At 66.9% G+C, this 25,867-nt stretch carries 24 protein-coding genes; 21 read left to right on the top strand and 3 right to left on the bottom strand.

Going from position 1 to position 25,867, the window contains the following annotated elements; genetic code table 11:
• The first annotated feature begins 10 nt into the window (after positions 1-10).
• The 10 genes from ACQY4Y_RS14420 (at position 11) to ACQY4Y_RS14375 (ending at position 10,809) form a co-directional block, all read left to right on the top strand.
• Positions 11-2,161 (top strand): GAF domain-containing protein, encoded by a 2,151-nt coding sequence (locus ACQY4Y_RS14420; RefSeq protein WP_428491299.1) that lies wholly within the window; start codon positions 11-13, stop codon positions 2,159-2,161.
• A 153-nt stretch (positions 2,162-2,314) separates the two neighbouring features.
• A complete protein-coding gene (gene bchI, locus ACQY4Y_RS14415; protein WP_428491298.1) occupies positions 2,315-3,331 on the top strand; it encodes a magnesium chelatase ATPase subunit I in 1,017 nt (338 codons plus the stop codon).
• On the top strand, positions 3,328-5,085 hold the full coding sequence (locus ACQY4Y_RS14410) for a magnesium chelatase subunit D (protein WP_428491297.1): 1,758 nt from the start codon (positions 3,328-3,330) through the stop codon (positions 5,083-5,085). Before bchI ends, ACQY4Y_RS14410 begins: the two co-directional genes overlap by 4 nt.
• 8 nt (positions 5,086-5,093) lie before the next feature.
• Positions 5,094-5,966, top strand: coding sequence for an alpha/beta fold hydrolase BchO (bchO, locus tag ACQY4Y_RS14405; RefSeq protein WP_428491296.1), 873 nt, complete (start codon positions 5,094-5,096; stop codon positions 5,964-5,966).
• Complete coding sequence (locus ACQY4Y_RS14400; protein ID WP_428491295.1) at positions 5,950-7,257, top strand: DUF3422 family protein; 1,308 nt, start codon at positions 5,950-5,952, stop codon at positions 7,255-7,257. Before bchO ends, ACQY4Y_RS14400 begins: the two co-directional genes overlap by 17 nt.
• Positions 7,241-7,609, top strand: coding sequence for a hypothetical protein (locus ACQY4Y_RS14395; RefSeq protein WP_428491294.1), 369 nt, complete (start codon positions 7,241-7,243; stop codon positions 7,607-7,609). Before ACQY4Y_RS14400 ends, ACQY4Y_RS14395 begins: the two co-directional genes overlap by 17 nt.
• A gap of 140 nt (positions 7,610-7,749) precedes the next feature.
• A complete protein-coding gene (locus ACQY4Y_RS14390; protein ID WP_428491293.1) occupies positions 7,750-9,213 on the top strand; it encodes a phytoene desaturase in 1,464 nt (487 codons plus the stop codon).
• Positions 9,197-10,228 (top strand): phytoene/squalene synthase family protein, encoded by a 1,032-nt coding sequence (locus ACQY4Y_RS14385; protein ID WP_428491292.1) that lies wholly within the window; start codon positions 9,197-9,199, stop codon positions 10,226-10,228. Before ACQY4Y_RS14390 ends, ACQY4Y_RS14385 begins: the two co-directional genes overlap by 17 nt.
• Positions 10,229-10,240: 12 nt before the next feature.
• Positions 10,241-10,594 carry a hypothetical protein gene (locus tag ACQY4Y_RS14380; protein ID WP_428491291.1) on the top strand — a complete coding sequence of 118 codons (354 nt, stop codon included), beginning with the start codon at positions 10,241-10,243 and terminating at the stop codon, positions 10,592-10,594.
• On the top strand, positions 10,591-10,809 hold the full coding sequence (locus ACQY4Y_RS14375; RefSeq protein WP_428491290.1) for a hypothetical protein: 219 nt from the start codon (positions 10,591-10,593) through the stop codon (positions 10,807-10,809). The genes ACQY4Y_RS14380 and ACQY4Y_RS14375 overlap by 4 nt, the downstream gene beginning before the upstream one ends.
• Positions 10,810-10,969: 160 nt before the next feature.
• On the opposite strand, the gene ACQY4Y_RS14370 is transcribed toward ACQY4Y_RS14375, so the two are convergent.
• From ACQY4Y_RS14370 to crtD, 3 genes are all read right to left on the bottom strand, one after another.
• Entirely contained in the window at positions 10,970-12,538 is a 1,569-nt protein-coding gene (locus ACQY4Y_RS14370; protein ID WP_428491289.1) for a c-type cytochrome, read from the bottom strand.
• 77 nt (positions 12,539-12,615) lie between these two features.
• Positions 12,616-13,524 (bottom strand): carotenoid 1,2-hydratase, encoded by a 909-nt coding sequence (locus tag ACQY4Y_RS14365; RefSeq protein WP_428491288.1) that lies wholly within the window; start codon positions 13,522-13,524, stop codon positions 12,616-12,618.
• Complete coding sequence (crtD, locus tag ACQY4Y_RS14360) at positions 13,521-15,038, bottom strand: 1-hydroxycarotenoid 3,4-desaturase CrtD (RefSeq protein WP_428491287.1); 1,518 nt, start codon at positions 15,036-15,038, stop codon at positions 13,521-13,523. Before crtD ends, ACQY4Y_RS14365 begins: the two co-directional genes overlap by 4 nt.
• A 136-nt stretch (positions 15,039-15,174) precedes the next feature.
• Between crtD and ACQY4Y_RS14355 the strand changes: the two genes are divergently transcribed.
• The 11 genes from ACQY4Y_RS14355 to pufC all read left to right on the top strand — a co-directional run bounded on the left by ACQY4Y_RS14355 (position 15,175) and on the right by pufC (position 25,763).
• On the top strand, positions 15,175-16,044 hold the full coding sequence (locus ACQY4Y_RS14355) for a polyprenyl synthetase family protein (protein ID WP_428491286.1): 870 nt from the start codon (positions 15,175-15,177) through the stop codon (positions 16,042-16,044).
• Positions 16,045-16,223: 179 nt separating this feature from the next.
• Positions 16,224-17,336: a methyltransferase gene (locus ACQY4Y_RS14350; RefSeq protein WP_428491285.1), complete on the top strand. Its 1,113-nt coding sequence runs from the start codon at positions 16,224-16,226 to the stop codon at positions 17,334-17,336.
• Positions 17,337-17,428: 92 nt separating this feature from the next.
• Entirely contained in the window at positions 17,429-18,364 is a 936-nt protein-coding gene (bchC, locus tag ACQY4Y_RS14345) for a chlorophyll synthesis pathway protein BchC (protein ID WP_428491284.1), read from the top strand.
• Entirely contained in the window at positions 18,361-19,353 is a 993-nt protein-coding gene (locus tag ACQY4Y_RS14340; RefSeq protein WP_428491283.1) for a chlorophyllide a reductase iron protein subunit X, read from the top strand. The genes bchC and ACQY4Y_RS14340 overlap by 4 nt, the downstream gene beginning before the upstream one ends.
• A gap of 1 nt (position 19,354) precedes the next feature.
• Positions 19,355-20,830: a chlorophyllide a reductase subunit Y gene (bchY, locus tag ACQY4Y_RS14335; RefSeq protein WP_428491282.1), complete on the top strand. Its 1,476-nt coding sequence runs from the start codon at positions 19,355-19,357 to the stop codon at positions 20,828-20,830.
• Between the two features lie 3 nt (positions 20,831-20,833).
• A complete protein-coding gene (bchZ, locus tag ACQY4Y_RS14330; protein ID WP_428491281.1) occupies positions 20,834-22,279 on the top strand; it encodes a chlorophyllide a reductase subunit Z in 1,446 nt (481 codons plus the stop codon).
• A gap of 129 nt (positions 22,280-22,408) precedes the next feature.
• A complete protein-coding gene (gene pufB / locus ACQY4Y_RS14325) occupies positions 22,409-22,639 on the top strand; it encodes a light-harvesting antenna LH1, beta subunit (RefSeq protein WP_428491280.1) in 231 nt (76 codons plus the stop codon).
• A 12-nt stretch (positions 22,640-22,651) separates the two neighbouring features.
• Positions 22,652-22,837 (top strand): light-harvesting antenna LH1, alpha subunit, encoded by a 186-nt coding sequence (pufA, locus tag ACQY4Y_RS14320; RefSeq protein ID WP_428491279.1) that lies wholly within the window; start codon positions 22,652-22,654, stop codon positions 22,835-22,837.
• An 86-nt stretch (positions 22,838-22,923) separates the two neighbouring features.
• Positions 22,924-23,751 (top strand): photosynthetic reaction center subunit L, encoded by an 828-nt coding sequence (pufL, locus tag ACQY4Y_RS14315; protein ID WP_428491278.1) that lies wholly within the window; start codon positions 22,924-22,926, stop codon positions 23,749-23,751.
• Between the two features lie 21 nt (positions 23,752-23,772).
• A complete protein-coding gene (gene pufM, locus ACQY4Y_RS14310) occupies positions 23,773-24,750 on the top strand; it encodes a photosynthetic reaction center subunit M (protein WP_428491277.1) in 978 nt (325 codons plus the stop codon).
• Positions 24,747-25,763, top strand: coding sequence for a photosynthetic reaction center cytochrome PufC (pufC, locus tag ACQY4Y_RS14305; protein ID WP_428491276.1), 1,017 nt, complete (start codon positions 24,747-24,749; stop codon positions 25,761-25,763). The genes pufM and pufC overlap by 4 nt, the downstream gene beginning before the upstream one ends.
• Positions 25,764-25,867 lie beyond the last annotated feature (104 nt).

The following is a 25,867-nucleotide window of genomic DNA, read 5'->3' as shown; positions in this document are numbered from 1 at the left end:
AGGATGAACTGTGCCGACTAGTGCGGCCGCGACGCCTGCCTTCGGGCAGGCCGATCTTCTAAACTGCGAACGCGAACAAATTCATCTGGCTGGTTCGGTTCAACCGCATGGCGCTCTGTTGCTGGTGCGCGAAACCGACAACGCAATCATCCAGGTCAGTGACAACGCCGCTTCGTTCCTCGGTCTCGACAGCAATCCCATTGGCAAATCGTTGGAGCAGATTCCAGGGAATTTGGCCGAACGGCTGCATCCCCATTTCGCCGATCCGCTGCACGAAATCATCCGTGGCGTCCGCTGCAACGTCGGTCGCAGCCGCCGTGAATTCGATTGCCTGATCCACCGCCCACTCGGCGGCGGCCTGATCATCGAACTCGAACGCGCCGGCCCCGCCGTCGAGCTGTCGCATCACCTGGAAAAAGCCCTGCAGGCGATCATGGCGGCGTCAACCCTGCGCGCGCTGTGCGACGAAACCGCCCGCATCTTCAGGAATCTCACAAGTTACGATCGCGTAATGGTATATCGTTTCGACGAGGAAGGCCATGGCGAGGTGTTCTCCGAGGCCAGGGAACCAACGCTCGAACCGTTCCTCGGCAATCGTTATCCCGCCACCGACATCCCCCAGATCGCCCGGCGCCTGTACGAGCGCAACCGAGTCCGCGTGTTGCGTGACGTCGAATACACCCCGGCTGCCCTGACCCCACCTTTGTCGCCGATCACCGGTGATCATCTGGACATGTCGCTCTGCTCGCTGCGCAGCATTTCGCCGATTCACGTGCAGTACCTGAAGAACATGGGCGTTCGCGGTACCCTGGTGGTCTCGCTGCTGGTCAACGGCAAGCTGTGGGGGCTGGTATCGTGCCATCACTACGTCCCCCGCTTCATGCACTTCGAGGAGCGCGCGGTCTGCGAATTGCTGGCCGAAGCGGTGGCAACCCGGATCGCCGCGCTGGAAAGCTTCATCCAGGCCCAGGCTGAATTCTCGGTCCGTCGCCTGGAACAACAGATGGTCCGGGTGATCTCCAAGGAAGGCGACTGGCGCAACGCCCTGTTCGATCGATCCACCGCCCTGCTCGAACCGCTTGGCGCAACCGGCGCCGCACTGATTTTCGAGGGCGAGGTGCGTACCGTCGGCGAAGTTCCGAGCACTGCCGCGCTGCGCGACATCGCCGCCTGGCTGGATAAGCAACCGCGCGCCGCTCTTGTCTCCACCACGGCCTTTGCCAAGGACGCCCCGCAATTCGCCGCGCTGACCCCGATCGCCAGCGGCCTGCTGGCGGTTCCGGTCTCCTCGGTGGCGGGCGAATATCTGATCTGGCTACGGCCCGAGCGAATCCGCACCGTCACCTGGGGCGGCAATCCGTTCGAGCCGCATCTCGCCGGCGACGATCCCCTGACCCTTTCCCCGCGTCGCTCATTCGCCCAGTGGCACCAACTGGTGGAAGCCACGGCGGAGCCGTGGGGTCCAGCCGACCTCGCCACCGCGCGCATGATCGGTGAGAGCGTGAGCGATGTCGTTACCCAGTTTCGCTCGGTGCGCGCCCTGATCGCCGAGGATCAGGTCGAACAGGTCCGCCGCCAGGTGCAGCAATCCGGCAATCCGGTGGTCATCACCGACCCCGACGGGATCATCCTGCAGATCAACTCGGCATTCGACGCGTTGCTGCCGCCGCACACCAAGCGGCCATCCTCGGTGTCTGATCTGCCGACCCTGTTCGCCACCCCTGAGCCCGCGCTGCAAGAGGCGGTGAAAAACCGCCGCGGCTGGCGAGGCGAGGTCGAACTCGAAGGCCGCTTCGATACCCCGATGCCGTTCCTGGTCCGGGCCGACCCGGTGTTCGCGCCGCAGGCCCGCCTGCTCGGCTTCACCCTCATGTTCACCGACCTGACAGAGCGCAAGGCGGCCGAGAGCGCGCGCCGGCGTTTCCAGGAAGGCGTGATCCAGCAGCCTCGCCCAGTAATCGGCCGGCTCGATTCGAAATCCGATCTGGTGTTCCGCAACCTTCTCTCCACCGTGCTCGAAAACGCCCAACTCGCCGCCCTGGAAATCGCTGATGGAGTCGATCCGGCGCAAATGCCGAACATGCTGGAATCGATCCGGCAGTCCGTCACCCGCACCGCCGAGATGCTGGGCTACCTGATCTGGCATTCCTCCAGCGAGTGAAAGCCCGGCGAGTGTCATCCGCGCATGACAGTTGGTTGCATCATTGACAACCGGGCTTGACCCTCCCAACCGCCCACGTGATAACGCTGCGATGCATCCCAGCCGATCCGTCAGTCCGAGCGGTGCCCCAGCCGTCAGCCAAAAGCATCGCCGGTGACACGCGCCGCCTTCCCGTTCGCCGCGATCGTCGGGCAAGAGGACATGAAGCTCGCGATGCTGATCGCGGCCGTCGATCAGGGCATCGGCGGCGTGCTGGCGTTCGGCGATCGCGGCACCGGCAAGTCCACCACGGTGCGGGCGCTCGCCGCCCTGCTGCCGCCGATGAAGGTCATGGCCGGCTGCCGCTACCGCTGCGATCCGGCCTCACTCGATCGCTGGTGCGCCGAATGCCGCGCCGCCGGCAAGGGTAAAAGCGAGACCGCGCCGGTGCCGGTCGTCGATCTGCCACTCGGCGCCACCGAGGATCGCATTGTCGGCGCGCTCGACCTCGAACGCGCGCTGACCGGGGTCAAGCTGTTCGAGCCCGGATTGCTGGCTCGCGCAAACCGCGGATTCCTCTACATCGATGAAGTCAACCTGCTCGAGGATCACCTGGTCGATCTGCTGCTCGACGTCGCCGCGTCCGGGGAGAACGTGGTCGAGCGCGAGGGGCTGAGCGTTCGCCATCCCGCCCGTTTCGTATTGATCGGCAGCGGCAACCCCGAAGAGGGTGAACTCCGGCCGCAGTTGCTCGACCGCTTCGGCCTCTCGGTGGAAGTGCGCACGCCGATGGATCTGCCGACCCGGGTCGAGGTGATCCGCCGCCGTGACCGGTTTGAATCCGATCCGGTAACGTTCGCCGAAAGCTGGCGCAAACCGCAGGACAAGCTGCGCCGCCAGATTGTTGCTGCACAACACCGACTTCCTTCCGTCCTGGTGGCCGACAGCGCGCTGGAACAAGCCGCCCGGCTATGCATGACCCTCGGCACCGATGGCCTGCGTGGCGAATTGACGCTGATCCGCGCCGCACGCGCCCTGGCAGCACTGAACGACGATGCTCAGCTCGCCGACACCCATTTGCGCCGGGTCGCGGCGATGGTGCTGGGCCATCGCCTGCGTCGAAACCCGCTAGACGAAGCCGTCGCCAGCACCCGCGTCGCCCGGGCCGCCGAGGAGATCCTCGGCCCATGAGCGGGGCGGCCGCCTGGGCCGACGCGCTGCGATCCCTGGAGCTGTTCACGGTCGACCCGATCGGCCTGGGCGGGCTGTCGATACGCGCCGCGGCCGGGCCGGTGCGCGATCATTTCCTGAAGCTGCTGCATCAATTCCTGCCGCCGGAACGACCGGTGCGCCGATTGCCGCTGCACGTCGGTGACGACCGCCTGCTTGGCGGACTCGATCTCGCCGCGACGCTGCAGGCCGGGCGCCCGGTGGCGCAAAAAGGCCTGCTGGCGGAGGCCGATGGCGGCGTCGTGATACTCGCCATGGCCGAACGGATCGATGCCGCCACCCAGGCCCGCCTGCGCGCCGCGCTCGACACCGGCGCCGTCACCCTGCAGCGCGATGGACTGGCGCGGGTCCTGCCGACTCGTTTTGCCATCGTGGCTCTGGACGAAGGTGTCGAAAGCGACGAACGCACGCCGGCATCACTGTTGGATCGGATGGCGTTCCACATCGATCTTACCGAGGTCTCGCTACGCGACATCGCCCGCTCGGCCGCCACCCCGCCAGCCCCGACATCGCTCGACCCCACATCGCTCGACCCCACATCGCTCGACCCCACACCGCTCGAAACCGCGCCTGCAACCGCCGCCGAAGCCCTGTGCCACGCCGCACTGGCACTCGGAATCGACTCGCTTCGCGCCCCGCTGCTGGCTCTGCGGGCAGCCCGCGCGGCTGCGGTTCGATCCGGCAGCGGTCAGATATCCGACGCTGACCTCGGACTAGCGGCGCGGCTCGTTCTCACGCCGCGCGCGACCCGATTCCCCGCCCCCCAGCAGGCCGACGCCGCCGAACAGCCGGACCCATCCCCGGAGGACCCGCAAGACCCGACCGCGGACCCGCAAACCTTGCCCGACCAAGCTCTATCCGACGTCGTGCTCGACGCCGTCAAGGCGGCCCTGCCAGTCGATCTGCTGGCAACCCTGGTGGCGAACGACGCGCCAAGAGGACCCGCCCGCGCACCCGGACGCGCCGGTCAGGTCCGATCCTCCACCACCCGCGGCCGTCCGATCGGCACCCGCCCAGGCGAGCCGCGCAACGGCGCTCGGCTGCATGTACTGGAAACCCTGAAAGCCGCCGCCCCGTGGCAGGCGCTGCGCCGGCGCTCCGGCCGTTTCGAAGTGCGCAAGGACGATTTTCGCATCGTCCGCTTTCGCCAGCGCATCGGCGCCACCACCGTGTTCGCGGTCGACGCATCCGGGTCCGCCGCGATGCACCGCCTGGCTGAAGCCAAGGGCGCGGTCGAACTACTGCTGGCTGATTGCTACGTCCGCCGCGATCAGGTGGCGCTGATCGCGTTCAGGGGCAATGCCGCCAAGCTTCTGCTGCCCCCCACCGGATCCCTGCTCCGCGCCAAACGCAGCCTGGCTGGCCTGCCCGGCGGCGGTCCCACCCCGCTGGCAGCCGGCATCGAGGCAGCGACCACGCTGGCCGAAACCGTCCGCCGCGCCGGCCGCACCCCGGTGATCACACTGCTGACCGACGCCCACGCCAACATCGCGCGTGACGGAGCCGGCGGCCGCCCGCGCGCCGAGGCCGAGGCCATTCAAGCCGCCCAAGCGCTGCGCGCTTCCAGGGTTGCCGCGCTGTTGATCGACACCTCTCCGCGGCCCAACCCGTTCGCCCGCCGCATCGCCACCGAGATGGCGGCGCACTACCTGCCGCTGCCGTACGCCGATGCCGGCGCTCTTTCACGCGCGGTCCGAGCCGCCGCCGCGGCGTGAGCGGGCGGTTGAACTGGGAGCGCGACGGTCGCGACTGGCCGAACCGTGCCTCCAGCCGGTTTGTCCGGGCCGGCGGTCTGCGCTGGCACGTCCAGGTGCTGGGCCAGGGACCGGTCGTGCTGCTGCTGCACGGCACCGGCGCGTCCACCCACTCGTTCCGCGCCCTGGCGCCGATGCTGGCAACGGATTTCACCGTCGTGGCGCCGGATCTGCCCGGACACGGTTTCACCGCCTCGCCGACCCGCGCCTCGGGCTATTCGCTCGTCGCGGTGGCCAACGGCATCGACGCCATGCTACGCGAACTGGGACTGCGGCCCGCCCTCGCCGTCGGACATTCAGCCGGCGCCGCGATCGCCGTGCACATGACCCTGCAAGGCGCCATCGAACCGATCGCCGTTGTCAGCCTGGCCGGAGCGCTGCTGCCGTTCCCCGGCATGGCCAATGATTTCTTCGGCCCTGCCGCCAGGTTCCTGGCGAGCTCAACTGTCACCGCCAAGGCGTTCGCATTGTTCGCCGGGTCCCGCCCCAGCGTCGAGCGCATGATGCGGTCCACCGGGTCCATCATCGATCCCGAAGGCATGCGGCTGTACAGCCGGCTGGCCGGCAATTCCGGCCATGTCCACGGCGCGCTGTCGCTGATGGCCAACTGGGACCTGCGTCCGCTGCAGCGTGATATGCCAGTCCTGCGTTGCCGCCTGGTCCTGGTCACGGGCAGTCGCGACGGCATGGTTCCGCCGGCCGAAGCCCATCGGGTGCGTGCCCTGGTGCCGACCGCGGAACTGGTCTCGCTGCGCGGATCGGGCCACCTCGCGCACGAAGAGCGTCCCGCCGAGATCGCCGCGCTGCTGCGCCCGCTGGTGCCGCATGAAGCTGCCGGCTGATCACCCCCAGCGGATCGAACTGAACGACGAGGTGCACGCCCGCCCGCCGGAGCCGCTGATCGCCCCGTCCCGGCTGTCCTACCTGGCGCTGCTCTGCGACACGCCGCAGCGCGAAGCCGGCTGGGCCGCGATCAGCGACCTGTGCCGCCGCCACAACCTGGAACCGCCACCGCAAAGCGTGCTGCACTTCAGCGCCCAGCTCGGCCCGCTGCGGGTCAAATGGGAGCGGCACACCGAGTTCGTCCGCTTCACCTTCATCGCCGAAGGTGATGCCGACGACGCCTTCCATCGCCCCGCGATTGCCGAACTGCCCCCCGATTGGGTCGCCGCCCTTCCAGGCCAGGTCATGGTCGCCGCCCACGTCGCCCTGATCAAGACCGAACCGAGCCCGCTTGACCTGGCCGCCATCGCGACCCGTTGGTTCGACGGCAACATGCCGGTCGGCGCCGCCGTGTCCGGTGCCGCCGTCACCGCGCTGACCGATCTTCAGATCCACGCCGACGGCTTCAGCCGCCACCTGATGCTGGACCACGCGACAACACCCTGGCAGGCCGGGCGGATCGCGCAACGTCTGCTGGAAATCGACACCTACCGCCTCCTGGCGCTGCTGGCACTTCCGGTGGCCCGTCACGCCGGGCCCGTGCTCGCCAACTCCGAGCGTGAACTCGCCAGCATCACCGCGCTGCTGGTATCGGTTAAGCCAGCCGAGGAACCCGCGCTGCTCGACCGCCTGACCCAGCTTGAGGCCGAGATCGAAAATCAGCAGTCGGAAATGCGCTACCGATTCGGTGCCGCCGACGCCTATTACGAGTTGATGCGCCGGCGCATCGACGAACTGCGTGAACAGCGTATCACCGGCCTGCAGACGTTCGGTGAATTTACCGAACGTCGGCTGGCACCGGCGATGAACACCTGGCGCTCCATCGCCAGCCGCCAGGAATCGCTTTCCCTGCGGGTGGACCGCGCCACCCACCTGCTGTCGATCCGGGTCGACCTGACGCGCGAACAACAGAACCAGCAACTGCTGGCCTCGATGAACAGCCGAGCACGCTTGCAGTTGCGCCTGCAATCGACCGTCGAGGGCCTGTCGGTCGCCGCGGTGACCTATTACGTCTCCGCCCTGGTTGGCCACGCCGCCGAGGCGCTGCGCTTCGCCGGCCTGCACATCGACCCCGCGCTGGCGATCGGCGTCAGCATACCCGTAGTCGCGGCGGTGGCATTCCTTGGCATCCACCATATCCGCCGCACCGTGACGCGCCCGAGCGAGAGCGAGCATGCAGCGGATTTTTAGCTCGCCGCACATCGTTGATCTGGTGCTCGCCCTGACGCTGCTGGAGGCGATCGGCCTGCTCCTCGCATGCCGACGCGTCGCCAATCGTTCGACCCCGCCGCGGCCGCGCGGTTCGTCAGCCTCCGCCGCCCATGGCGAGACAGCGCCCCCTGGCTCCGTCGAACCCGCGCAAGCAACGGAACGCCGTGCGATACGCCCGATCGGAATCGTGCTGATGCTGTTGCCCGGTGTGTTCTTGATGTTGGCAATCCGCGCGGCACTGGATGGAACCACCTGGCCCTGGCTGCCGGCTGCTCTGGCGGCATCCCTGGTGGCGCATCTGGCCGACCTGAGGCAACGCTGGTTCGGCTGATCACCGCTCTTCGGGTGGCAAAACTGCAAGCTTGGACCCCTAGCCAAAACTGTCATCCTAAGCTTACACTTCGGTGTATGGACTTGTTGACGGAACCATCCCTCCACGCTCCAACACTCCCGGCCCCGCCGCATGCGGTCGTGATCGGCGCCGGCTTCGGCGGCCTCGCCGCCGCGATCCGGCTGCGCGCCCGCGGCTACCGGGTCACCGTCGTGGAAAAACTCGATGCCGCCGGCGGCCGGGCCTCGGTGTTCCGCCAGGATGGCTTCACCTTCGACGCTGGCCCGACCATCCTGACCGCGCCCTTCCTGCTCGAGGAGCTTTGGCAACTCTGCGGCCGCCAGATGCAGGACGACCTGACCTTGCAGCCGGTATCGCCGTTCTACCGTATCCGATTCGATGACGGCTCCAGTTTCGACTGCAGCGGCAACCCGGACGCGATGCGCCGCGAAATCAGCAGGTTGTCCCCCGCCGACCTCGACGGCTACGAGCGGTTCATGCGGCTCAGCGAAGTCACCTGCCGCGTCGGCTTCGAACAACTCGGTGCCGAACCGTTCAACTCGCTTGCGGACATGGCCAGGATCGCCCCCGATCTCATCCGGCTGGGCGGCTACCAAAGCGTCTATCGGTTGGTCAGCCGTTTCATCAAGAATGAGAAGCTGCGCATCGTTTGCAGCTTCCACCCGCTACTGATCGGCGGCAATCCTTTCACCGCCAGCGCGATCTATACCCTGATCCCGTATCTCGAACGCCGCTGGGGCGTGCATTTCGCCATGGGCGGCACCGGAGAGGTCGTCCGCGGCCTGGTCAACCTGATCGAAGCCCAAGGCAGCACCATGCGCTACGACGCCGAAGTGTCCCGCATCACCGTCGCCGGCAACCGCGTCCAAGGTGTCCAATTGGTATCGGGTGAAACCATTTCGGCCGACATCGTGGTATCCAACGCCGACGCCGCCTGGACCTACGCCAAGCTGCTGCCGCCGGCATCACGCCGCCGCTGGACCGATCGCAAGCTGCGACGAGCCCGCTATTCCATGAGCCTGTTCGTCTGGCACTTCGGCACCGACCACCGCTACGAAGACATCGCACACCACACGATCCTGCTCGGTCCGCGCTATCGCGAACTGCTGGCCGACATCTTCAAGCGCAAGCTGCTGGCCAAGGACTTTTCGCTCTATCTACATCGCCCGACGGCAACCGATCCTTCGCTCGCCCCACCGGGCTGCGACGCATTCTACGTGCTGTCGCCGGTGCCCAACTTGGCCGGCGCGACCGACTGGCAGACCGCCGCGGAACCCTACCGCGCAGCGATCGAGGCACACCTGTCGGCCACCGTGCTGCCCGACTTGCGCCGCCACGTCGTCACCTCGAAACTGATCACCCCGCTGGATTTTCAAAATCGGCTGTGCGCCTGGCAAGGCGCCGCCTTCGGGTTGGAGCCGGTGCTGCGCCAAAGCGCCTGGTTCCGCCCGCACAATCGTAGCGAGGACATAAAAGGGCTCTATCTTGTCGGCGCTGGTACTCATCCCGGCGCCGGCGTGCCGGGCGTGCTGTCGTCGGCCAAGGTGCTGGATCGGGTGGTGCCGCATGCCGCCGCGCGTTGACCTCGAAACCGCCGACCAGCGTGCCTGCCGCGCACTTTTGCGAGCGGGGTCGAAGAGTTTCGACGCGGCGGCAAAGCTGCTGCCGGCGACGATCCGCGACCCGGCGGTCGCGTTGTACGCATTCTGCCGCGACGCCGACGACGTCATCGATGGCGGCGGCGGCAATCTGGCCTGGCTGCGCGAACGCCTCGATCTCGCCTACCTCGGACGACCGCTCGCGCTGCCCGCCGATCGCGCCTTCGCAAGAGTGGTCGATCGTTTCGCCATCCCACGTAGTCTGCCCGAAGCCCTGCTGGAGGGCTTCGCCTGGGACGCCGAGCGACGCCGCTATCCCGACCTCGGCGCGCTGCGTGCCTATGCCGTCAGGGTGGCGGGAACCGTCGGCGCCATGATGGCCATGGTGATGGGCGTGCGCGACCGCGCAAGGCTCGCCGCCGCCGTCAATCTTGGCGTGGCGATGCAACTGTCCAACATTGCCCGCGACGTCGGCGAGGACGCCGCCGCCGGCCGGCTTTACTTGCCGTTGGACTGGCTCGCCGAAGCCGGCATCGACCCCGACCGTTTCCTCGCCGATCCGACTCACGGCACCGCGCTTGGCCGCGTCGTCTCCCGCCTGCTCCAGGTCGCCGAGCAGCACTACCGCGGCGCCGCCGCCGCCATCACCCGTCTGCCACTGACCTGCCGCCTCGGCATCGGCGCGGCGGGTCTACTCTATGCCGAGATCGGACGCGAGGTTGCCCGCCGCGACCTGGATGCAGTCTCCGCCAGGGCAGTGGTATCCAATCGCCGCAAGCTCCGGGTGCTGGCCACCGGCCTGCCGGGTATGCTGCTGCCCCGGCGGCTGGCTGGCGGCTGCGTTCCGGAAGGGGTATTCCTGGTGGATGCCGTCGTCCAGGCATCGCCTCGGCCGACCGAGCCACAGCCATCGCCGCCGTGGTGGGCGGTGCAGCAGCGCGTGCGGTGGACCATCGAACTGTTCGAACGTCTGGAACAACAACAGCGTGTGCAATCCTGAAGGAGGCCTCAGATGCATGACTGGCTTGGTATCGGATTGATCGCCACCGGGCTGGCGCTGATCGCCGCCGGTCTGGTCAAGCACCGCAGTCGCCGGCTGTCGCCCGCGCGCCCCGGCTCGATCCGCCCGGAATTCGCCGCGATGGGCCAGATCGTCCGGCCGTTGATTTTCTTTGCCGTCGGCGTTTTCGCCCTGAAGCTGTCGCTGTTCTACTTCGTGTTCGGCGGCGCCGGACTACTGACCGCGCTTGATTACGCCGGCCTGATGTTCGTGCTGGCGACCTATTGCGGCTACCTGGTCGCCGCCACCGCGAAACCGCGCCAGGCGCCAGAGCGGCGTCCCGCCGAAGCGACCTGGGCCGCATGAAATGGCCGCACGGCGCCCAATGGGAATGGGCGCTCGGTGAGTTCGTCGTGCTGGGCTTCCTGTTCTGGGAACTCTACAGCCTGCGCCGAACCAAACGCCGCGACCGCGAAAAGGCCCAAAACAGCGATCCCGCCCTGGGTATCCAACCCCTGGGCACCCAACCATCCGCCGGCAGTGAACAAGCCCCGGGCGGCACAGGCCCTCCCGCGGCCTAACCTCCCCGCGTCACCACGGGCCATTCCCTTCTCGTAAAGTCGTCGACACCCGAAACCGCGGGCCATTCCTGCCGTGTGATGACCGGACCTCGCCGGGTCATCACACGACTTCCTGCCGCGACCTAACGCCCAGCCCGGACCGACAACGATCCGGCCGGACCTACTCCTTCCCTTTGCTGTGCAGTTCCGAGTAGACCCGCTCGCCGAACTGGCCGATTTCGGTGGCCTTCTGTTGCTGCGGAATCGTCGCGTCCTGCCGCAGCACCGGGCAATACGCCAGCGTCAGCCCGTTCACGATGTCCGCCGGCTTGGCCTGCGGCACCGCCGCCTTCAGCTTCGGCACGATCTGTTCCACCGTCTGCAGCACCGTGGCCTGTGTCGTCTTTTGCAGCGCCTCCTGGATGCCGGTCTTCGGATCCTTCACCGCCGCGGCGATATCCGCCGGCGCGACCGCCGGACACGGGCCATGCAACGTTCCATACATCGCCACCGGCGTCGACTTCCGCAGTTCCCCGGCCGTGCCCGAACCGGCATTCGGCGGAGCCTTGTTGCCCCAGGCCTGGCGCACGTAGTTGGCCACATCGGCGACCTGCTGATCGGTCATGCCCTGCCCGATGGCCGGCATCGGCGCGTCGGAATTCTTCGCCGGTATGCCGCCCAGGATCGAGCGCAGCACATCCTGCGGCCCCTTGGCCAGCACGGCACCGTTGTTGACCAACGGCGCGACCGCGCCCTTCAGACCCTTGCCATCAGGCTGGTGACAGGACGAGCAATAGCTCAGATAGGTCTCCCGCCCGGCCGGCGCCCGCCCGGTGTAACCCGTTCGCTCAGTGCTGACATAGGTGGCCTCGGCCTTGGTCGACTTCAGATAGGCGACGATCGCGTGAAGGTCGGCATCGGTCAGCTTGCCAAGACTGTCGTGGACGACCTCCGCCATTGGACCGGTGGCCGCGCCCATGCCCTGCGCCTGACCGGTCTTCAGATAGCTGACCAGTTGGTCGTCGGTATATTTGCCGACGCCCTGATGCACGTCGGACGTGAGGTTCGGCGCATACCAGTTCTGGACCGACCCGCCCTGCAACTGTCCGGCGGCACCCCCGGCGCCCAGCAGACTGTTACCGTTGTGGCACTCGCCGCAATGTCCAAGCCCTTGCACCAGGTAGGCACCACGGTTGATCTCGGCCGACTTGCTGGGATCGGGCTTGAACGTGCCTTCGTGAAAGAACGCCTCGTTCCAGGCCAGCATTCCGGTGCGGATATCGAACGGGAACGACATCTTGTTCGGCAACCGGGGTGAATGCACCGGCTTCAGCGACATCAGATATGCCTTGATCGCCAGCACGTCATTGCGGGTCACCTTGGTAAACCAGGGATAGGGCATCGCCGGATAAAGATATTCGCCGCCCTCGCCGATGCCCTGATGAAACACCCGGTAGAATTGGTCATCGGTGATCTTGCCGATCCCGGTGTCACGGTCAGGCGTGATGTTCGGCGTCGACAGCGGACCAAACGGCGTGTCCAGATACTGCCCTCCGGCAAACGGCTCGCCACCCTTCTTGGTGTGGCAGGCCATGCAGTCACCCGCATCGGCCAGATATTTGCCGCGCGCGATAAGGTCGGCGTTGGGCGCATCCGCCAGGCAAACCGAGCCCATCATCGCCATGGCGAACAAACCAAGCATCGCCGAAATCCCGTGCCGCCGGACCAGCCGAACCCGTCGATCCACCATGCTTCATTCCATCCCTGTCACAGAGTGTTGTCACCAGCCAACGCAGAACGGCGCCCCGCCGTCTCGGTTCCGCCGCATCAAACACGAGGCATCCGAAACGGCAACATCGCCTGCACCCACGTGGTGGCGAATCGTTCCATGGAAAGGCTCTCATGCATCGCGGTGACACGCTGCCCCATGATCTCGGCGCCAACCAGCGAACGCGCATAAAACGGCGTGTCCTCCAGCGTTTCGACGACCGCCGGGGCCACCGCGCTGATCTTGCGCGGCACCCGCCACATCGTCGCCGGCAGTTCCACCGCGGCGGGCGGCTCGAAATCCGTCACCCCCCCGGCATCGTCATACCGCATCGCCAGGCTCATCGGTCCGTCCCGCCGCTCCACGTCGTACAGCACCGCCGTCCCGCCCGGCACCCGAGCCCGGCCCCAGTGCCAGCGAACGAAATCCGCCTCCAGCGGCCGGTCGCCATCATTGCTGTCGAAATATGCCGGCCCGGACCACGCCACACCCGGCCGATCCAGCGCCACCTCCACTCGCGCGCAGGGCGCGATCGGCTGCCAGCGATGCCGCCCGGCCGAGTCCAGCGTCCGAACCCGGGTCTCGATCGCCGACGGATAAAGCCGCACCTGGCCCCGGATCCGCCGAGGCGACGGCGCCCCGACCTCGTCGATCAGCACCGTCAGGCCCGACCCATCCCACGACATCGAGCTCGGCCCAATCCCCAGAAAGTCCGAACCCCGCCTGATCGCGGCCGCCCGACGCTCGGTCATCGCCCAGCGCCTGGTCTTGCCATACAGCGCCACGTTCAGCGCGCAGTGCTGCAGCGGATCAGCCTCGCCGCGCCCTCGCTTCCAGGCCCGTCGCTTCCAGGCATAGTAGGGTGAGAACACGCTGCCCAGGAATGCGATCAGGGTGATCCCGTACGCCCCGTCGTCGCTCAGCGCATCGACATACCACCAGGCATAGCCGCCCGCCGGCGGCGTCACCGAGAAGTCAGGTCCCGCAGCACGCTCGCCGCCGCCAGCCGACCCGACAGCAGCGCCATCGGAACCCCCGGACCCGGATGCACGCTGCCCCCCGCCAAGTACAGCCCCGGCAGCGCGCTGCGCGACCCCGGTCGGCGAAACGCCGCCATCGACCCGTGTACCGCCTGCCCATACAGCGCCCCCCCGGTCGCCGGAAACAGCCTGGCGAAGTCCGCCGGCGTCGTCACCACCGCCTCCCCCCGGCGTTGTAGCGTCAGCCCGCATCGGGCCAACTGGGCGAACGTCCGGGTCGTGCATTGCTCAATCTCCGATGCCGAAAGCTGAACCCGGTCGCCATTGGCCGGGGCATTGATCAGGACCAGCAGCCGTTCGCCTTCGCCCCCGCTTGAGATGCCTTGGGACACCCCGGCCGCGGCGGTTCGGTCACCACCAGGGTCGACGCCGGCGCGGTCTTGGGCACAGACATAGACCGTCGGTTCGGCGGTGATCCCGCCGCGGCGGAACACCGCATCGAACTCCGCCGCGTAGTCGCCACCGAAGAACACGTTGTGCCGGGTCAGCGGAAACCCCTCGGTCAGCGCTGAAAACGTCCAGGTCATCGCCGAGGCCGAGCGTCGCTCGCGCATCGCCACAGGCGCCGATCCCACCACCGCGGCGCCCAGCACACCATCGGCCAGCGCGGCATAGTCGGCGTTGCAAACCACCGCGTCCGCAGCGACCCGTTCGCCGCCGGCCAGCACCACGCCGCTCGCCCGCCCGTCGTTCACCATGATCTCGGCAACCGGAGCCGACACCCGCACCGTGGCCCCAAGCCGCGTTGCCAGCCCGCCAAGCGCCGCCGCCACCCGAACCATGCCGCCCTCGACCAGCCAGACCCCCTGCTGCTCGACATGCGCGATCAGCATCAACGTCGCCGGCGCCTGGAACGGCGATGATCCGCTGTAGGTCGCGTAACGGCCAAACAATTGGCGCAGCCGAGGATCACGAAAATGCTCACCCAGCGCCTTCCATAGCGTGGCGAACGGTGAGATGCGGAACATCGGCGCCAACCCCGCGGCCGCGGTCAGCGACATCGCCGACGGCTTCTGCACGGTCATGAACGGCGCTTCCAGCGTGCGATAGACGGTTTGCGCGCGGGCACAGAACGACCGGAACCCATCCGCCTCGGCCGTTCCGGCGAAGGCGCCGATCGCCTCGGCCGACCGGGCGGTATCGCCGAACAGATCCAGCCGCTGGTCCGGTCCCCAGGCGTGACGCGCCAATAGGTCAGCCGGATGCAGCGTCAGATGATCGGCCAGTGTTGCCCCGGCGTCACTGAACAACGATTCCAGCACCCATCGCATCGTCAGCACGGTCGGGCCAGAATCGATGCCGGCGGTATCGACGCGGATCTTGCCGCCCACCGCCGGCTGTTTTTCCAGCACGGTCACCTCCGCCCCCTGCCGCGCCAGCTCGATCGCCGCCGCAAGGCCGCCCGCTCCAGCACCGATCACGATGACTCGTGGCGTTCGCACCCGTTCGGACCCCAGATCGCCGTTGACTTATGTGTCAATATGATCTGACACTCTGATCGACAACTAAAATAGACACCAAAGAACCGACGCCCAAGAACAGACACCCGAAAATCAACACGCCGAGGGGAGGATCGCCATGGACGCCATCACCCGGATCGAACGGACCCTGTCGGCCTCGATCGATCGCGTCGATACCGCGGACGCCCCACCGCTGCTCGCCGCCGCCATGCGGCATGCGGTGTTTCCCCGCGGCGCGCGCATCCGGCCCAGGCTCTGCCTCGCTGTCGCAGCGGCCTGCGGGGACGACCAGCCGGGCGCCTCGGACGCCGCCGCCGCGGCGATCGAGCTGATGCACTGCGCCTCGCTGATCCATGACGATTTACCCTGCTTCGACAATGCCGACACCCGCCGCGGGCGCCCGTCGGTTCATCGAGCGTTCAACGAGCCGCTGGCGGTGCTGGCCGGCGACGCGCTGATCGTGCTGTCGTTCCAGGCCATCGCCTGGGGCGCCACCGACGCCCCGGCACGTTTGCCGGCGCTGTTGCTGATCATGGCCGGCGCCACCGGCCTGCCGTCCGGCATCGCCGCCGGCCAAGCGTGGGAATGCGAGCCAAGCGTCGATCTGGCCCGCTATCAGCGCGCCAAGACCGGCGCCCTGTTCGCCGCCGCCACCGCGCTCGGCGCCGCCGCCGCAGGAGCCGAACCACAGCCCTGGCGCGAACTGGGCGAACGCCTCGGGGAGGCCTATCAGGTCGCCGACGACATCGCCGACGTGCTGTCCGGCGAGGCCGACCTCGGCAAACCGATCGGCCAGGACCTGGCCCTCGGCCGTCCCAACGCCGCCCTGACGATGGGTGTCGACGGCGCGCTGCGCCATCTCGAGGCGCTGGCCGAGGCAGCCGCCGATTCGATCCCGCCCTGCCCCGGCGCCTCCGCCCTGAAGGCGCTGACCCTTAGCGAGGCTCGCCGCCTGCTGCCCAAGGACCTCTCGCAACGCGCGGCGTAGAGTAACTGATTTGGGTCGGCTCGGAGCGCTTCATGACCCCGCCCGGCTGAGCCATGACCGCACCGAGGCATGACCGCGCCGAGTTTTGGCCGGGCTTGGCCAGGCTCCTCACGTCCTGCCGGGGCCAGCCCCCAACGCGCGCGCAGCCTGCCCGCGTTGGCCATGACGCAAAAGCCCCTGTGCTACAAACCCTGACCTCCCGCTGGTTCGATCTGCGCAACCGGCTTTTGGCCAATCCAGGGTTTCAGCGCCGCGCCACCGCGTTCCCGCTGACCCGGCCAATCGCCCGCAGGCGCGCCACCGCGCTGTTCGACCTCTGCGCCGGCTTCGTCTACAGCCAGGTGCTGCAAGCCTGCGTTCAGTTGCGGCTGTTCGAAATCCTGCGCGACGGCGCACGCACCACTGACCAGATCGCCGAACGACTGTCACTGCCGCCAGCCGACACGTCCCGTCTGTTGCAAGCCGCCACCGCACTCCGTCTGCTGCAGCACCGCGGCCCAGACCGCTTCGGACTCGGCGTGCTCGGCGCCGCGCTGGTCGGAAATCCCGCCGTCACCGCCATGATCCAGCACCATGCGCCGCTCTACGCCGATTTGCGCGATCCCGTCGGCCTGCTGCGACGCCAGCACCTCAGCACCGAGCTCGGACAGCTATGGCCCTACGCCGCCGGGTCGAATCCGGCCAACCTGCCGGCCCAGGATGTCGCCGCCTACACCACCCTGATGGCCGCCTCGCAGCCGCTGGTCGCCGCCGATGTGCTGGCCAGCTACCGGCTCGACCGCCATCACTGCCTGATGGATGTCGGCGGCGGTGACGGAACCTTCCTGGTCCAGGCCGCCACCACCGCGCCCCGCCTCGACCTGATGCTGTTCGATCTGCCGGCGGTGACCGAACACGCTCGGACGCGCTTCACCGCAGCCGGCCTCGACTCGCGCGCCCGCATCTTCGGCGGCGATTTCCGCACCGATCCACTGCCGCAAGGCGCCGACATCGTCAGCCTGGTGCGAGTCGTTCACGATCACGATGATGAGGCGGCCGCTTCCATCCTGTCGGCCTCCTGGAATGCCCTTCCCCAAGGCGGCACCCTGCTGCTGGCCGAACCGATGGCCGGCACACCGGCCGCCGGCGGCATGGAGGCCTACTTTCTGTTCTACCTGCTGGCGATGGGCAGCGGCCGCCCGCGGCGCCCCGACGAACTGACCTCCATGCTGCACACCGCCGGCTTCACGCGGGTCCGCCTGATGCCCAGCCCGCAGCCGATGCTGGTGCGAATCCTTGCCGCCGTGAAGTGAAACCGTAAATCCCGGTTGACAGATCAACCCGTCAACTTAAGATGACAGACATTCTCGTGCTTAGCGGCCAAACGGCTCGGCAAGAGGTAGGGATGGAAGCCTTAGCAGTAGTGCTCAATAGACCTGGAAGTCTCTCCCTGGACCGGATTGGCCTGACACCGCCTACCGTCGCGGACGTGGTCGTCGATATCGCCTTCAGCGGCATCAGCACGGGAACCGAGCGGCTATTGTGGCATGGCACCATGCCGCCGTTCCCCGGCATGGGTTATCCGCTGGTCCCCGGTTACGAATCGGTCGGCTGCATCGCCGCCGCCGGTGTGGATTTTCAGCAACGCATTGGCGAAACCGTGTTCGTCGCCGGAGCCAGTTGCTTCGGCGAAATTCGCGGCCTGTTCGGCGGTGCCGCATCCCGCCTCGTGGTGCCCGCCGCCCGCGCCGTGACGATCGACCCGGACCTGGCCGAACGCGGCACGCTGATCGCGCTGGCGGCGACCGCGCAGCACGCTATCGCCGGAGGCCAGCCGCCCGACCTGATCGTCGGCCATGGCGTCGTCGGCCGCCTGCTGGCAAGGCTGACACTCGCTGCCGGCGCTCCGCCGCCGGTTGTCTGGGAAACCAACCCCCAGCGCGTCAGCGGCGCTACTGGCTACCAGGTGCTGCGCCCTGACGACGACCCGCGCAAAGATTATCGTTGCATCTGTGATGCCAGCGGCGATCCCGGCCTGCTCGACACCCTGATCGCCCGCATCGCCCCCGGCGGCGAGATCGTGCTGGCCGGGTTTTACGCCGAGCGGCTGTCGTTCGCCTTCCCGATGGCCTTCATGCGCGAAGCCCGCCTGCGCGTCGCCGCGCAATGGCAGCCTCAAGACCTGCAGGCTGTCCGCCAACTGATCGACCACGCCAAGCTGTCGCTCGACGGCCTGATCACCCATCGAGCCGAAGCCGCCAATGCCGATGCTGCCTACCGCACCGCGTTCGGCGATCCCGCCTGCCTGAAAATGATCCTCGATTGGAGAGCCTGCGCATGAACGCACCCTTTGATGCGGCCCTTTCCCTGCTCCGGACCGAGGCGGCGATCGAACCCGACGCCCCCGCCACCGGTCCGGTGAAGAAAGAAACCCAGATCATCGCCATCTACGGCAAGGGCGGCATCGGCAAGAGCTTCACCCTCGCCAACCTGTCCTACATGATGGCGCAACAGGGCAAGCGCGTGCTGCTGATCGGCTGCGATCCGAAAAGCGACACCACTTCGCTGCTGTTCGGCGGCCGCAGCTGCCCGACCATCATCGAAACATCCTCGAAGAAGAAACTGTCCGGCGAAGCCGTCAAGATCGGCGATGTCTGCTTCAAGCGCGACGGCGTCTTCGCCATGGAGCTCGGCGGTCCCGAGGTCGGCCGTGGCTGTGGCGGCCGCGGCATCATCCACGGCTTCGAACTGCTGGAGAAACTCGGCTTCCACGAGTGGGGCTTCGACTACGTGCTGCTCGACTTCCTGGGCGACGTGGTGTGCGGCGGTTTCGGCCTGCCGATCGCGCGCGACATGTGCCAGAAGGTGATCGTTGTTGCATCGAATGATCTGCAATCGCTCTACGTCGCCAACAATGTCTGTTCCGCCGTCGATTACTTTCGCAAGATGGGCGGCAATGTCGGCGTCGCCGGCATGGTCATCAACAAGGACGACGGCACCGGCGAGGCGCAGGCGTTCGCCGGCGCGGTTGGAATTCCCGTGCTGTCGGCGATCCCCGCCGACGACGACATCCGCCGCAAGAGCGCCAACTACGAAATCATCGGCAAGCCCGGCGGCCGCTGGGCGTCGGTGTTCGAACAACTCGCCGAACAGGTTGCCCTGGCCCCGCCGGTGCGCCCGACCCCGTTGACCCACGACTCGCTGCTGGGCCTGTTCGCCGGCGACGCGGTCGGCCGCGACGTGGTGCTCGATCCGGCCACCACCGAGGACATGTGCGCCGCCACCGTGCTCGATAAGCCGTCGCTCGAAGTCATCTACGAAGGCTCCTGACGTGGACGGCGACATCACCTCGGGCTGCCACGGCGGACGCGAAACGATGCTTGAAGCCGCGCGCGCCGCCGGCAAAAGCCAATCGCTCGAGCGACTGATGACCGACTATCCCAAGGGCCCGCACGACCAGCCGCAATCGATGTGCCCGGCGTTCGGATCGCTGCGCGTCGGCCTGCGCATGCGCCGCACCGCGACCATCCTGTCCGGGTCGGCCTGCTGCGTTTACGGCCTGACCTTCACCTCCCACTTCTACGGCGCCAAACGCACCGTCGGCTACGTGCCGTTCAATTCGGAATCCCTGGTGCGAGGCCAACTCTACGAGGACATCCGCAACGCGGTGTTCGAGACCGCCAAACCCGACGACTATGACGCCGTGGTTGTCATCAACCTGTGCGTGCCGACTGCCTCCGGTGTGCCGCTGGATCGCCTGCCGAAAGCCATCGACGGGGTGCGCATCATCGGCATCGACGTCCCTGGCTTCGGCGTCCCAACCCACGCCGAGGCGAAGGACGTGCTGGCCGGCGCCATGCTGCGGTACGCCCGCACCGAAGTCGAAGCCGGCCCCGTTGCCCGCCCACGCGCACAGGCCGGACTGCCCACCGTGACATTGATCGGCGAGCTGTTCCCGGTCGATCCGGTGGCGGTCGGCGCCCTGCTCGCACCGATGGGCCTCGGCGTCGGGCCGCAGGTGCCTTCACGCGAGTGGCGCGACCTCTACGGCGCACTGGACTGCGCCGCCGCCGCCGCGGTTCATCCTTTCTATACCGCATCGATCCGCGAGATGCAGGCCGCCGGCCGCCCCATCGTCGGCTCCGGCCCGGTCGGCGTCGAGGCCACCGCCGACTGGCTGGACGCCATCGCGCGCGCCACCGGCATCAGCGCCGACGCCGCCAAGGCCAAGGCCCTGCCGCAGATCCAGGCCGCCTTCGCCGCCAACCGCATCGACGCCTGTGTCACCGTCTCCGGCTACGAGGGATCGGAACTGCTGGTCGCCCGCCTGTTGATCGAAGCCGGCGCACGCGTCCCCTATGTCGGCACCGCCCTGCCGAAGACCGAATGGAGCGAACCCGACCGCGCGTGGCTCGACGCCCACGGCACCCACGTGCAGTACCGCGCCTCGCTGGAACAGGACATCGCCGCGATGGTCGACGTGCAGCCCGATCTCGCGGTTGGCACCACGCCGCTGGTGCAAAAAGCCAAGGCGCTCGGCATCCCGGCACTTTACTTCACCAACATGGTCTCCGCCCGGCCGCTGTTCGGCGCCCCCGGTGCCGCCGCCCTGGCCGCGATCGTCGCCGCGCAGACCAAGGGGCGCGAGCGCTTCGCCCGCATGGTCAGCTTCTTCGACAACGTCGGCGCTGGCGAAACCGCCGGCTACGGCTGGACCGCCATACCCAAGGACCCGCCCGGATCAAAGGACCGCTACCGCCGCGCCCGCGAGGCGAAAGCCAAGGCAACCCAAGCGGTGGGGACCTGACCGATGCTGGTGCTGGATCATGACCGAGCCGGCGGATACTGGGGCGCGGTCTACACCTTCACCGCGATCCGCGGCCTGCGGGTGATCATCGACGGACCGGTCGGCTGCGAAAACCTGCCGGTGACCGCCGTGCTGCACTACACCGACGCGCTGCCCCCACACGAATTGCCGATCGTCGTCACCGGCCTGTCCGAGGAAGAACTTTCCCGGAATGGCACTGAGGACGCCATGCGCCGCGCCGCCGCGACGCAGGACCCCGACATGCCGGCGGTGGTGGTCACCGGCAGCATCGCCGAAATGATCGGCGGCGGCGTCACCCCCGAAGGGTCCAACGTGCTGCGCTTCATCCCGCGCACCATCGACGAGGACCAGTGGCAGGCCGCCGACCGCGCGATCTACTGGCTGTGGACCGAATTCGGCGCCAAGCGCGCCAAGCCCAAACCCTATGTGCGTCCCGAGGGCGCCAAGCCCCGCGTCAACATCATCGGCCCGATCTACGGCACCTTCAACATGCCGTCCGACGTGGCCGAAATCCGCCGCCTGGTCGAAGGCATCGGCTGCGAGATCAACCTTACCTTCCCGCTCGGTGCCCATATCGACGACATCCAGCGCCTGCCCCAGGCCGACGCCAATATCTGCATGTATCGCGAGTTCGGCCGCAAGCTGTGCGAGGACCTCGACCGCCCCTATCTGCAGGCCCCTATCGGGCTGTTCACCACCACCAGCTTCCTGCGCGAACTCGGTCAGATCACCGGCCTCGATCCGGAACCGTTCATCGAGCGCGAGAAGCACACCACGATCAAGCCGATCTGGGATCTGTGGCGCAGCGTCACCCAGGATTTCTTCGCCACCGCCTCGTTCGGCGTCGTCGCCACCGACACCTATACCCGCGGCTTGCAACGCTTCCTGGAAGCCGAGATGGGCATTCCCTGCACGCTGGCGGTGTCGCGCTGCGCTGGCGTCAAGCCCGACAACGCCGCGATCCGCGCCGCGCTGAAGACGAAACCGCCGCTGGTGGTGTTCGGATCGTACAACGAACGCATGTACGCAGCCGAAGCCGGCAATCGCAGCATGTATATACCGGCGTCCTTCCCCGGCGCCATCATCCGCCGTGCCACCGGCACCCCGTTCATGGGCTACGCGGGCGCCACCTATATCGTGCAGGAATTCTGCAATGCGCTGTTCGACGCGCTGTTCACCATCCTGCCGCTGGGGACCGACCTCGACAAGATCGAACCGACACCGTCACGGCTGAACACCAGCACGCCGTGGGACGACGACGCCCAGCAGTTGTTCGACGATCACCTCGAAACCGAACCATTCCTGATCCGCATCTCCGCCGCCAAGCGGTTGCGTGACCGGGTCGAAACCACAGTCCGCCAGGCCAATGAGGATCGCGTCACCGCGATCCGCGTCGCCGCCGCGCTCGCCGAAAGGCAGCTCGCGTGACCGCCGGCCTATTCGGAATTCCGTCGGGTCTCCGAACGGAATGGGCGCCGTGGCCCGCTTTTACGGCAAGCCCAGTTGCGCGGGATGGGCGCAACAGCGGCCACGAGGCCGAGACTGGAGAGTAACCACATGGCTATCACCCCAACAGGAACCTCGGTAACGGGGTTGACGGAGGCGGAGGCAAAAGAGTTCCACGGTATCTTTATCACGAGCTTTATTGTCTTCACCGTAATCGCCATCGTCGCGCACTTCCTCGCGTGGCAGTGGCGGCCTTGGCTGCCCGGACCGAACGGCTATGCCACCTCGTGGCTGTATAATGCCGGCGGAACGGCGTTCCACGCGATCTCTCATCTCGTCTAGGAGGAAGCGATCATGTGGAGACTTTGGCTGCTATTCGATCCCAGGCGGGTGCTCGTCGCGTTGAGCGTCTTCCTGTTCGTGCTGGCGTTGCTGATCCATTTCATCCTGCTCAGCACCGACCGGTTCAACTGGCTGGAAGGGCCGCACCATGGTGCGACCGCGGCACAAATGGCGCCTTTGCCACCCACCGCGAAGTAACTGTGTTCGACCACGGTGGCGGACACGGGATGCCCGAGCAGCCCGGTCCGTCACCGCTTCTCGCCCATCGATAGGAGACCCTGGCAATGGCCATGCTGAGCTTTGAAAGGAAGTACCGGGTCAGGGGAGGCACCCTGATCGGTGGTGACCTGTTCGACTTCTGGGTGGGACCGTTCTTCGTCGGATTTTTTGGTGTCACGACAGCGTTCTTCGCTATCCTTGGCACCGCGCTCATCGTCTGGGGCGCCGCCATCGGGCCAACCTGGAACCTGTGGCGCATCAGCATCGCCCCGCCGGACCTGAGCTACGGCCTGGCCCTGGCACCGCTGGCCCACGGCGGCCTGTGGCAACTGATTACCATCTGCGCGCTCGGCGCGTTCTGCTCCTGGGCGCTGCGCCAGGCCGAGATCGCCCGCAAGCTGGGCATGGGAATGCACGTCCCGGTCGCCTTCGGCTTCGCCATCCTGGCCTATTTCACCCTGGTGGTCGCGCGCCCCCTGCTGATGGGCGCCTGGGGCTACGGGTTTCCCTACGGTATCATGAGCCATCTCGATTGGGTATCGAATACCGGATATCAGTATCTGCACTTCCACTACAATCCGGCGCATATGATCGCCGTCAGCTTCTTCTTCACCAATTGCCTGGCGCTGGGCCTGCACGCCTCACTGGTGCTGTCCGCCGCCAATCCACGCAAAGGTGAGGCGGTGAAGTCGGCGGAACAGGAAAACGCCTACTTCCGCGACACCATCGGCTATTCCATCGGCACGCTGGGCATCCATCGCCTCGGCATGTTTTTGGCGGTCTCAGCCGCGTTCTGGAGTGCCGTCTGCATCATCATCAGCGGACCGTTCTGGAGCCGCGGCTGGCCCGAGTGGTGGAGCTGGTGGCTCAATCTGCCGATCTGGGCGCATTGATCGAAAAGCGGAGAGGAAACCATGGCTGAATATCAAAACATCTTCACCCGAGTCCAGGTCCGCGGACCGTTGCACGGCGGCATCGCCCTGCCACACGGCAGTTGGAAGCGCTCCGGCAAACCGTTCCATTCCCACCTGCTGGGCTTGATCGGTGACGCCCAGGTGGGGCCGATCTACCTCGGCTTCACCGGCGTCGCCTCTTTGATCTGCGGCTTCTTCGCGATCGAGATCATCGGCCTGAACATGTGGGCCTCGGTCGACTGGAGCCCGATCCAGTTCGTTCGCCAGTTGCCGTGGCTCGCGCTGGAGCCGCCGCCGCCGGCCTACGGCCTGTCGATCCTGCCACCTCTGGCCCAGGGCGGCTGGTGGCTGATGGCCGGCTTCTTCCTCACCGCCTCGATCCTGCTGTGGTGGACGCGGATGTATCGCCGGGCCATTGCACTCGGCCTCGGCACCCACACCGCCTGGGCGTTCGCCGCCGCGATCTGGCTGTATCTGGTGCTCGGCTTCATCCGTCCGATCATGATGGGAAGCTGGGCCGAGGCGGTGCCATTCGGCATCTTCCCCCACCTGGACTGGACCGCTGCGTTCTCGATCCGTTACGGCAACCTGTTCTACAACCCGTTCCACATGCTATCTATCGTCTTCCTCTACGGCTCCGCCGTGCTGTTCGCGATGCACGGCGCCACCGTGCTCGCCACCAGCCGTTTCGGCGCCGAACGCGAGGTCGAGCAGATCGTCGATCGCGGCACCGCCTTCGAGCGTGGCGCGCTGTTCTGGCGCTGGACCATGGGCTTCAACGCCACCGCCGAGTCGATCCATCGCTGGGCCTGGTGGTTCGCCGTGCTCTGCCCGCTGGTCGGAGGCATCGGCATTCTGCTGACCGGAACGGTCGTCGATAACTGGTACCTGTGGGGCGTGAAGCATGGCATCGCACCATCCTATCCCGCGGTCTTCCCACACGTCACGGACCCCGCCACGTTGGGAGCGATGAAATGAACTTCCCGCTTCGCTCGACCCTCGGCGGCTTCGTCCTGGCCGCCGCTGCGGTGATCTTGTTCCAGACCGAACGTCCGCCGATGGACAGCGTCCAACGCGGCTATCGCGGCACCGCGATGGACCAGATCTACAATCCAAGAATCGTTGCCGACCAGCTTGCCGCCAACAAGGTCCCGGTCTCGCTGCCGCGACTGCCCGACAGTGGTCCCAAGGCCAGCGCTGTCTATAAGAACGTCAAGGTGCTGGGCGACGAAAGCGTCGGCAACTTCACCCGCCTGATGGCCTCGATCACCAATTGGGTGTCGCCGGCGCAGGGCTGCGCTTACTGCCACGACGTCAACAACATGGCCTCCGACGGACTCTATACCAAGGTCGTCGCGCGGCGCATGATCCAAATGGTGCAGAACGTCAACGCCAACTGGAAGTCCCACGTCGCCGAAACCGGGGTGACCTGCTACACCTGCCACCGCGGCCAGCCGGTTCCGGCCAACATCTGGTTCAACAACCCCGGACCGCTGCAGGCCGGCGGCATGGCCCAGTCGCCCGCGGGCAAAAACCACCCGACCGCCGTGGCCGGCGGCAGCTCCTTGCCGTTCGATCCGTTCACCCCGTTCCTCGAAGGCGACGCCGACATCCGCGTCGAGTCGACACAAGCCCTGCCCGGCACCGACAGATCGTCGATCAAGCAAACCGACTGGACCTATGCGCTAATGATGAATTTCTCCCAGTCGCTCGGCGTCAACTGCACGTTCTGCCACGAAACCCGCTCCTTCCGCGACTGGAATCAGAGTTCGCCGCAGCGCGCGGTGGCCTGGTACGGCATCCGCATGGTGCGCGACCTGAACAACAACTACCTCGGCCCGCTGCACGGCGTCTTCCCGCAGGCCCGGCTTGGGCCGGAAGGCGATTCGCCGAAAGTGAACTGCGCCACCTGCCACAACGGCGTTTACAAACCGCTGTTCGGCGTCAGCATGGTTAAGGATTTCCCCGAACTGCAGACCGTGTCGCACTGAACGCAAAGCCAAACCAAGTGCGTGTCCAGGCGGTAAAATTCGCCCTGGGCACGCACTAGCTAAATTGACGTCCACCACAATGTCTGCGAGGAAACCGCGGTACA

This window comes from Rhodopila sp. (genome assembly GCF_965277165.1).
In the GTDB taxonomy this organism is placed as follows: domain Bacteria; phylum Pseudomonadota; class Alphaproteobacteria; order Acetobacterales; family Acetobacteraceae; genus Rhodopila.
The sequence above is the reverse complement of the archived record's forward strand: the minus strand, read 5'-3'. Positions and strand labels throughout refer to the sequence as shown.

Coding starts and splice junctions, on each gene's coding strand:
- ACQY4Y_RS14340 (WP_428491283.1), top strand. CDS start 18,361: ATGAACGCACCCTTTGATGCGGCCCTTTCCCTGCTCCGGACCGAGGCG.
- pufA (WP_428491279.1), top strand. CDS start 22,652: ATGTGGAGACTTTGGCTGCTATTCGATCCCAGGCGGGTGCTCGTCGCG.
- pufL (WP_428491278.1), top strand. CDS start 22,924: ATGGCCATGCTGAGCTTTGAAAGGAAGTACCGGGTCAGGGGAGGCACC.
- ACQY4Y_RS14380 (WP_428491291.1), top strand. CDS start 10,241: ATGCATGACTGGCTTGGTATCGGATTGATCGCCACCGGGCTGGCGCTG.
- bchZ (WP_428491281.1), top strand. CDS start 20,834: ATGCTGGTGCTGGATCATGACCGAGCCGGCGGATACTGGGGCGCGGTC.
- ACQY4Y_RS14355 (WP_428491286.1), top strand. CDS start 15,175: ATGGACGCCATCACCCGGATCGAACGGACCCTGTCGGCCTCGATCGAT.
- ACQY4Y_RS14395 (WP_428491294.1), top strand. CDS start 7,241: ATGCAGCGGATTTTTAGCTCGCCGCACATCGTTGATCTGGTGCTCGCC.
- pufM (WP_428491277.1), top strand. CDS start 23,773: ATGGCTGAATATCAAAACATCTTCACCCGAGTCCAGGTCCGCGGACCG.
- ACQY4Y_RS14410 (WP_428491297.1), top strand. CDS start 3,328: ATGAGCGGGGCGGCCGCCTGGGCCGACGCGCTGCGATCCCTGGAGCTG.
- ACQY4Y_RS14370 (WP_428491289.1), bottom strand. CDS start 12,538: ATGGTGGATCGACGGGTTCGGCTGGTCCGGCGGCACGGGATTTCGGCG.
- ACQY4Y_RS14375 (WP_428491290.1), top strand. CDS start 10,591: ATGAAATGGCCGCACGGCGCCCAATGGGAATGGGCGCTCGGTGAGTTC.
- bchC (WP_428491284.1), top strand. CDS start 17,429: ATGGAAGCCTTAGCAGTAGTGCTCAATAGACCTGGAAGTCTCTCCCTG.
- pufC (WP_428491276.1), top strand. CDS start 24,747: ATGAACTTCCCGCTTCGCTCGACCCTCGGCGGCTTCGTCCTGGCCGCC.
- pufB (WP_428491280.1), top strand. CDS start 22,409: ATGGCTATCACCCCAACAGGAACCTCGGTAACGGGGTTGACGGAGGCG.
- ACQY4Y_RS14385 (WP_428491292.1), top strand. CDS start 9,197: ATGCCGCCGCGCGTTGACCTCGAAACCGCCGACCAGCGTGCCTGCCGC.
- ACQY4Y_RS14400 (WP_428491295.1), top strand. CDS start 5,950: ATGAAGCTGCCGGCTGATCACCCCCAGCGGATCGAACTGAACGACGAG.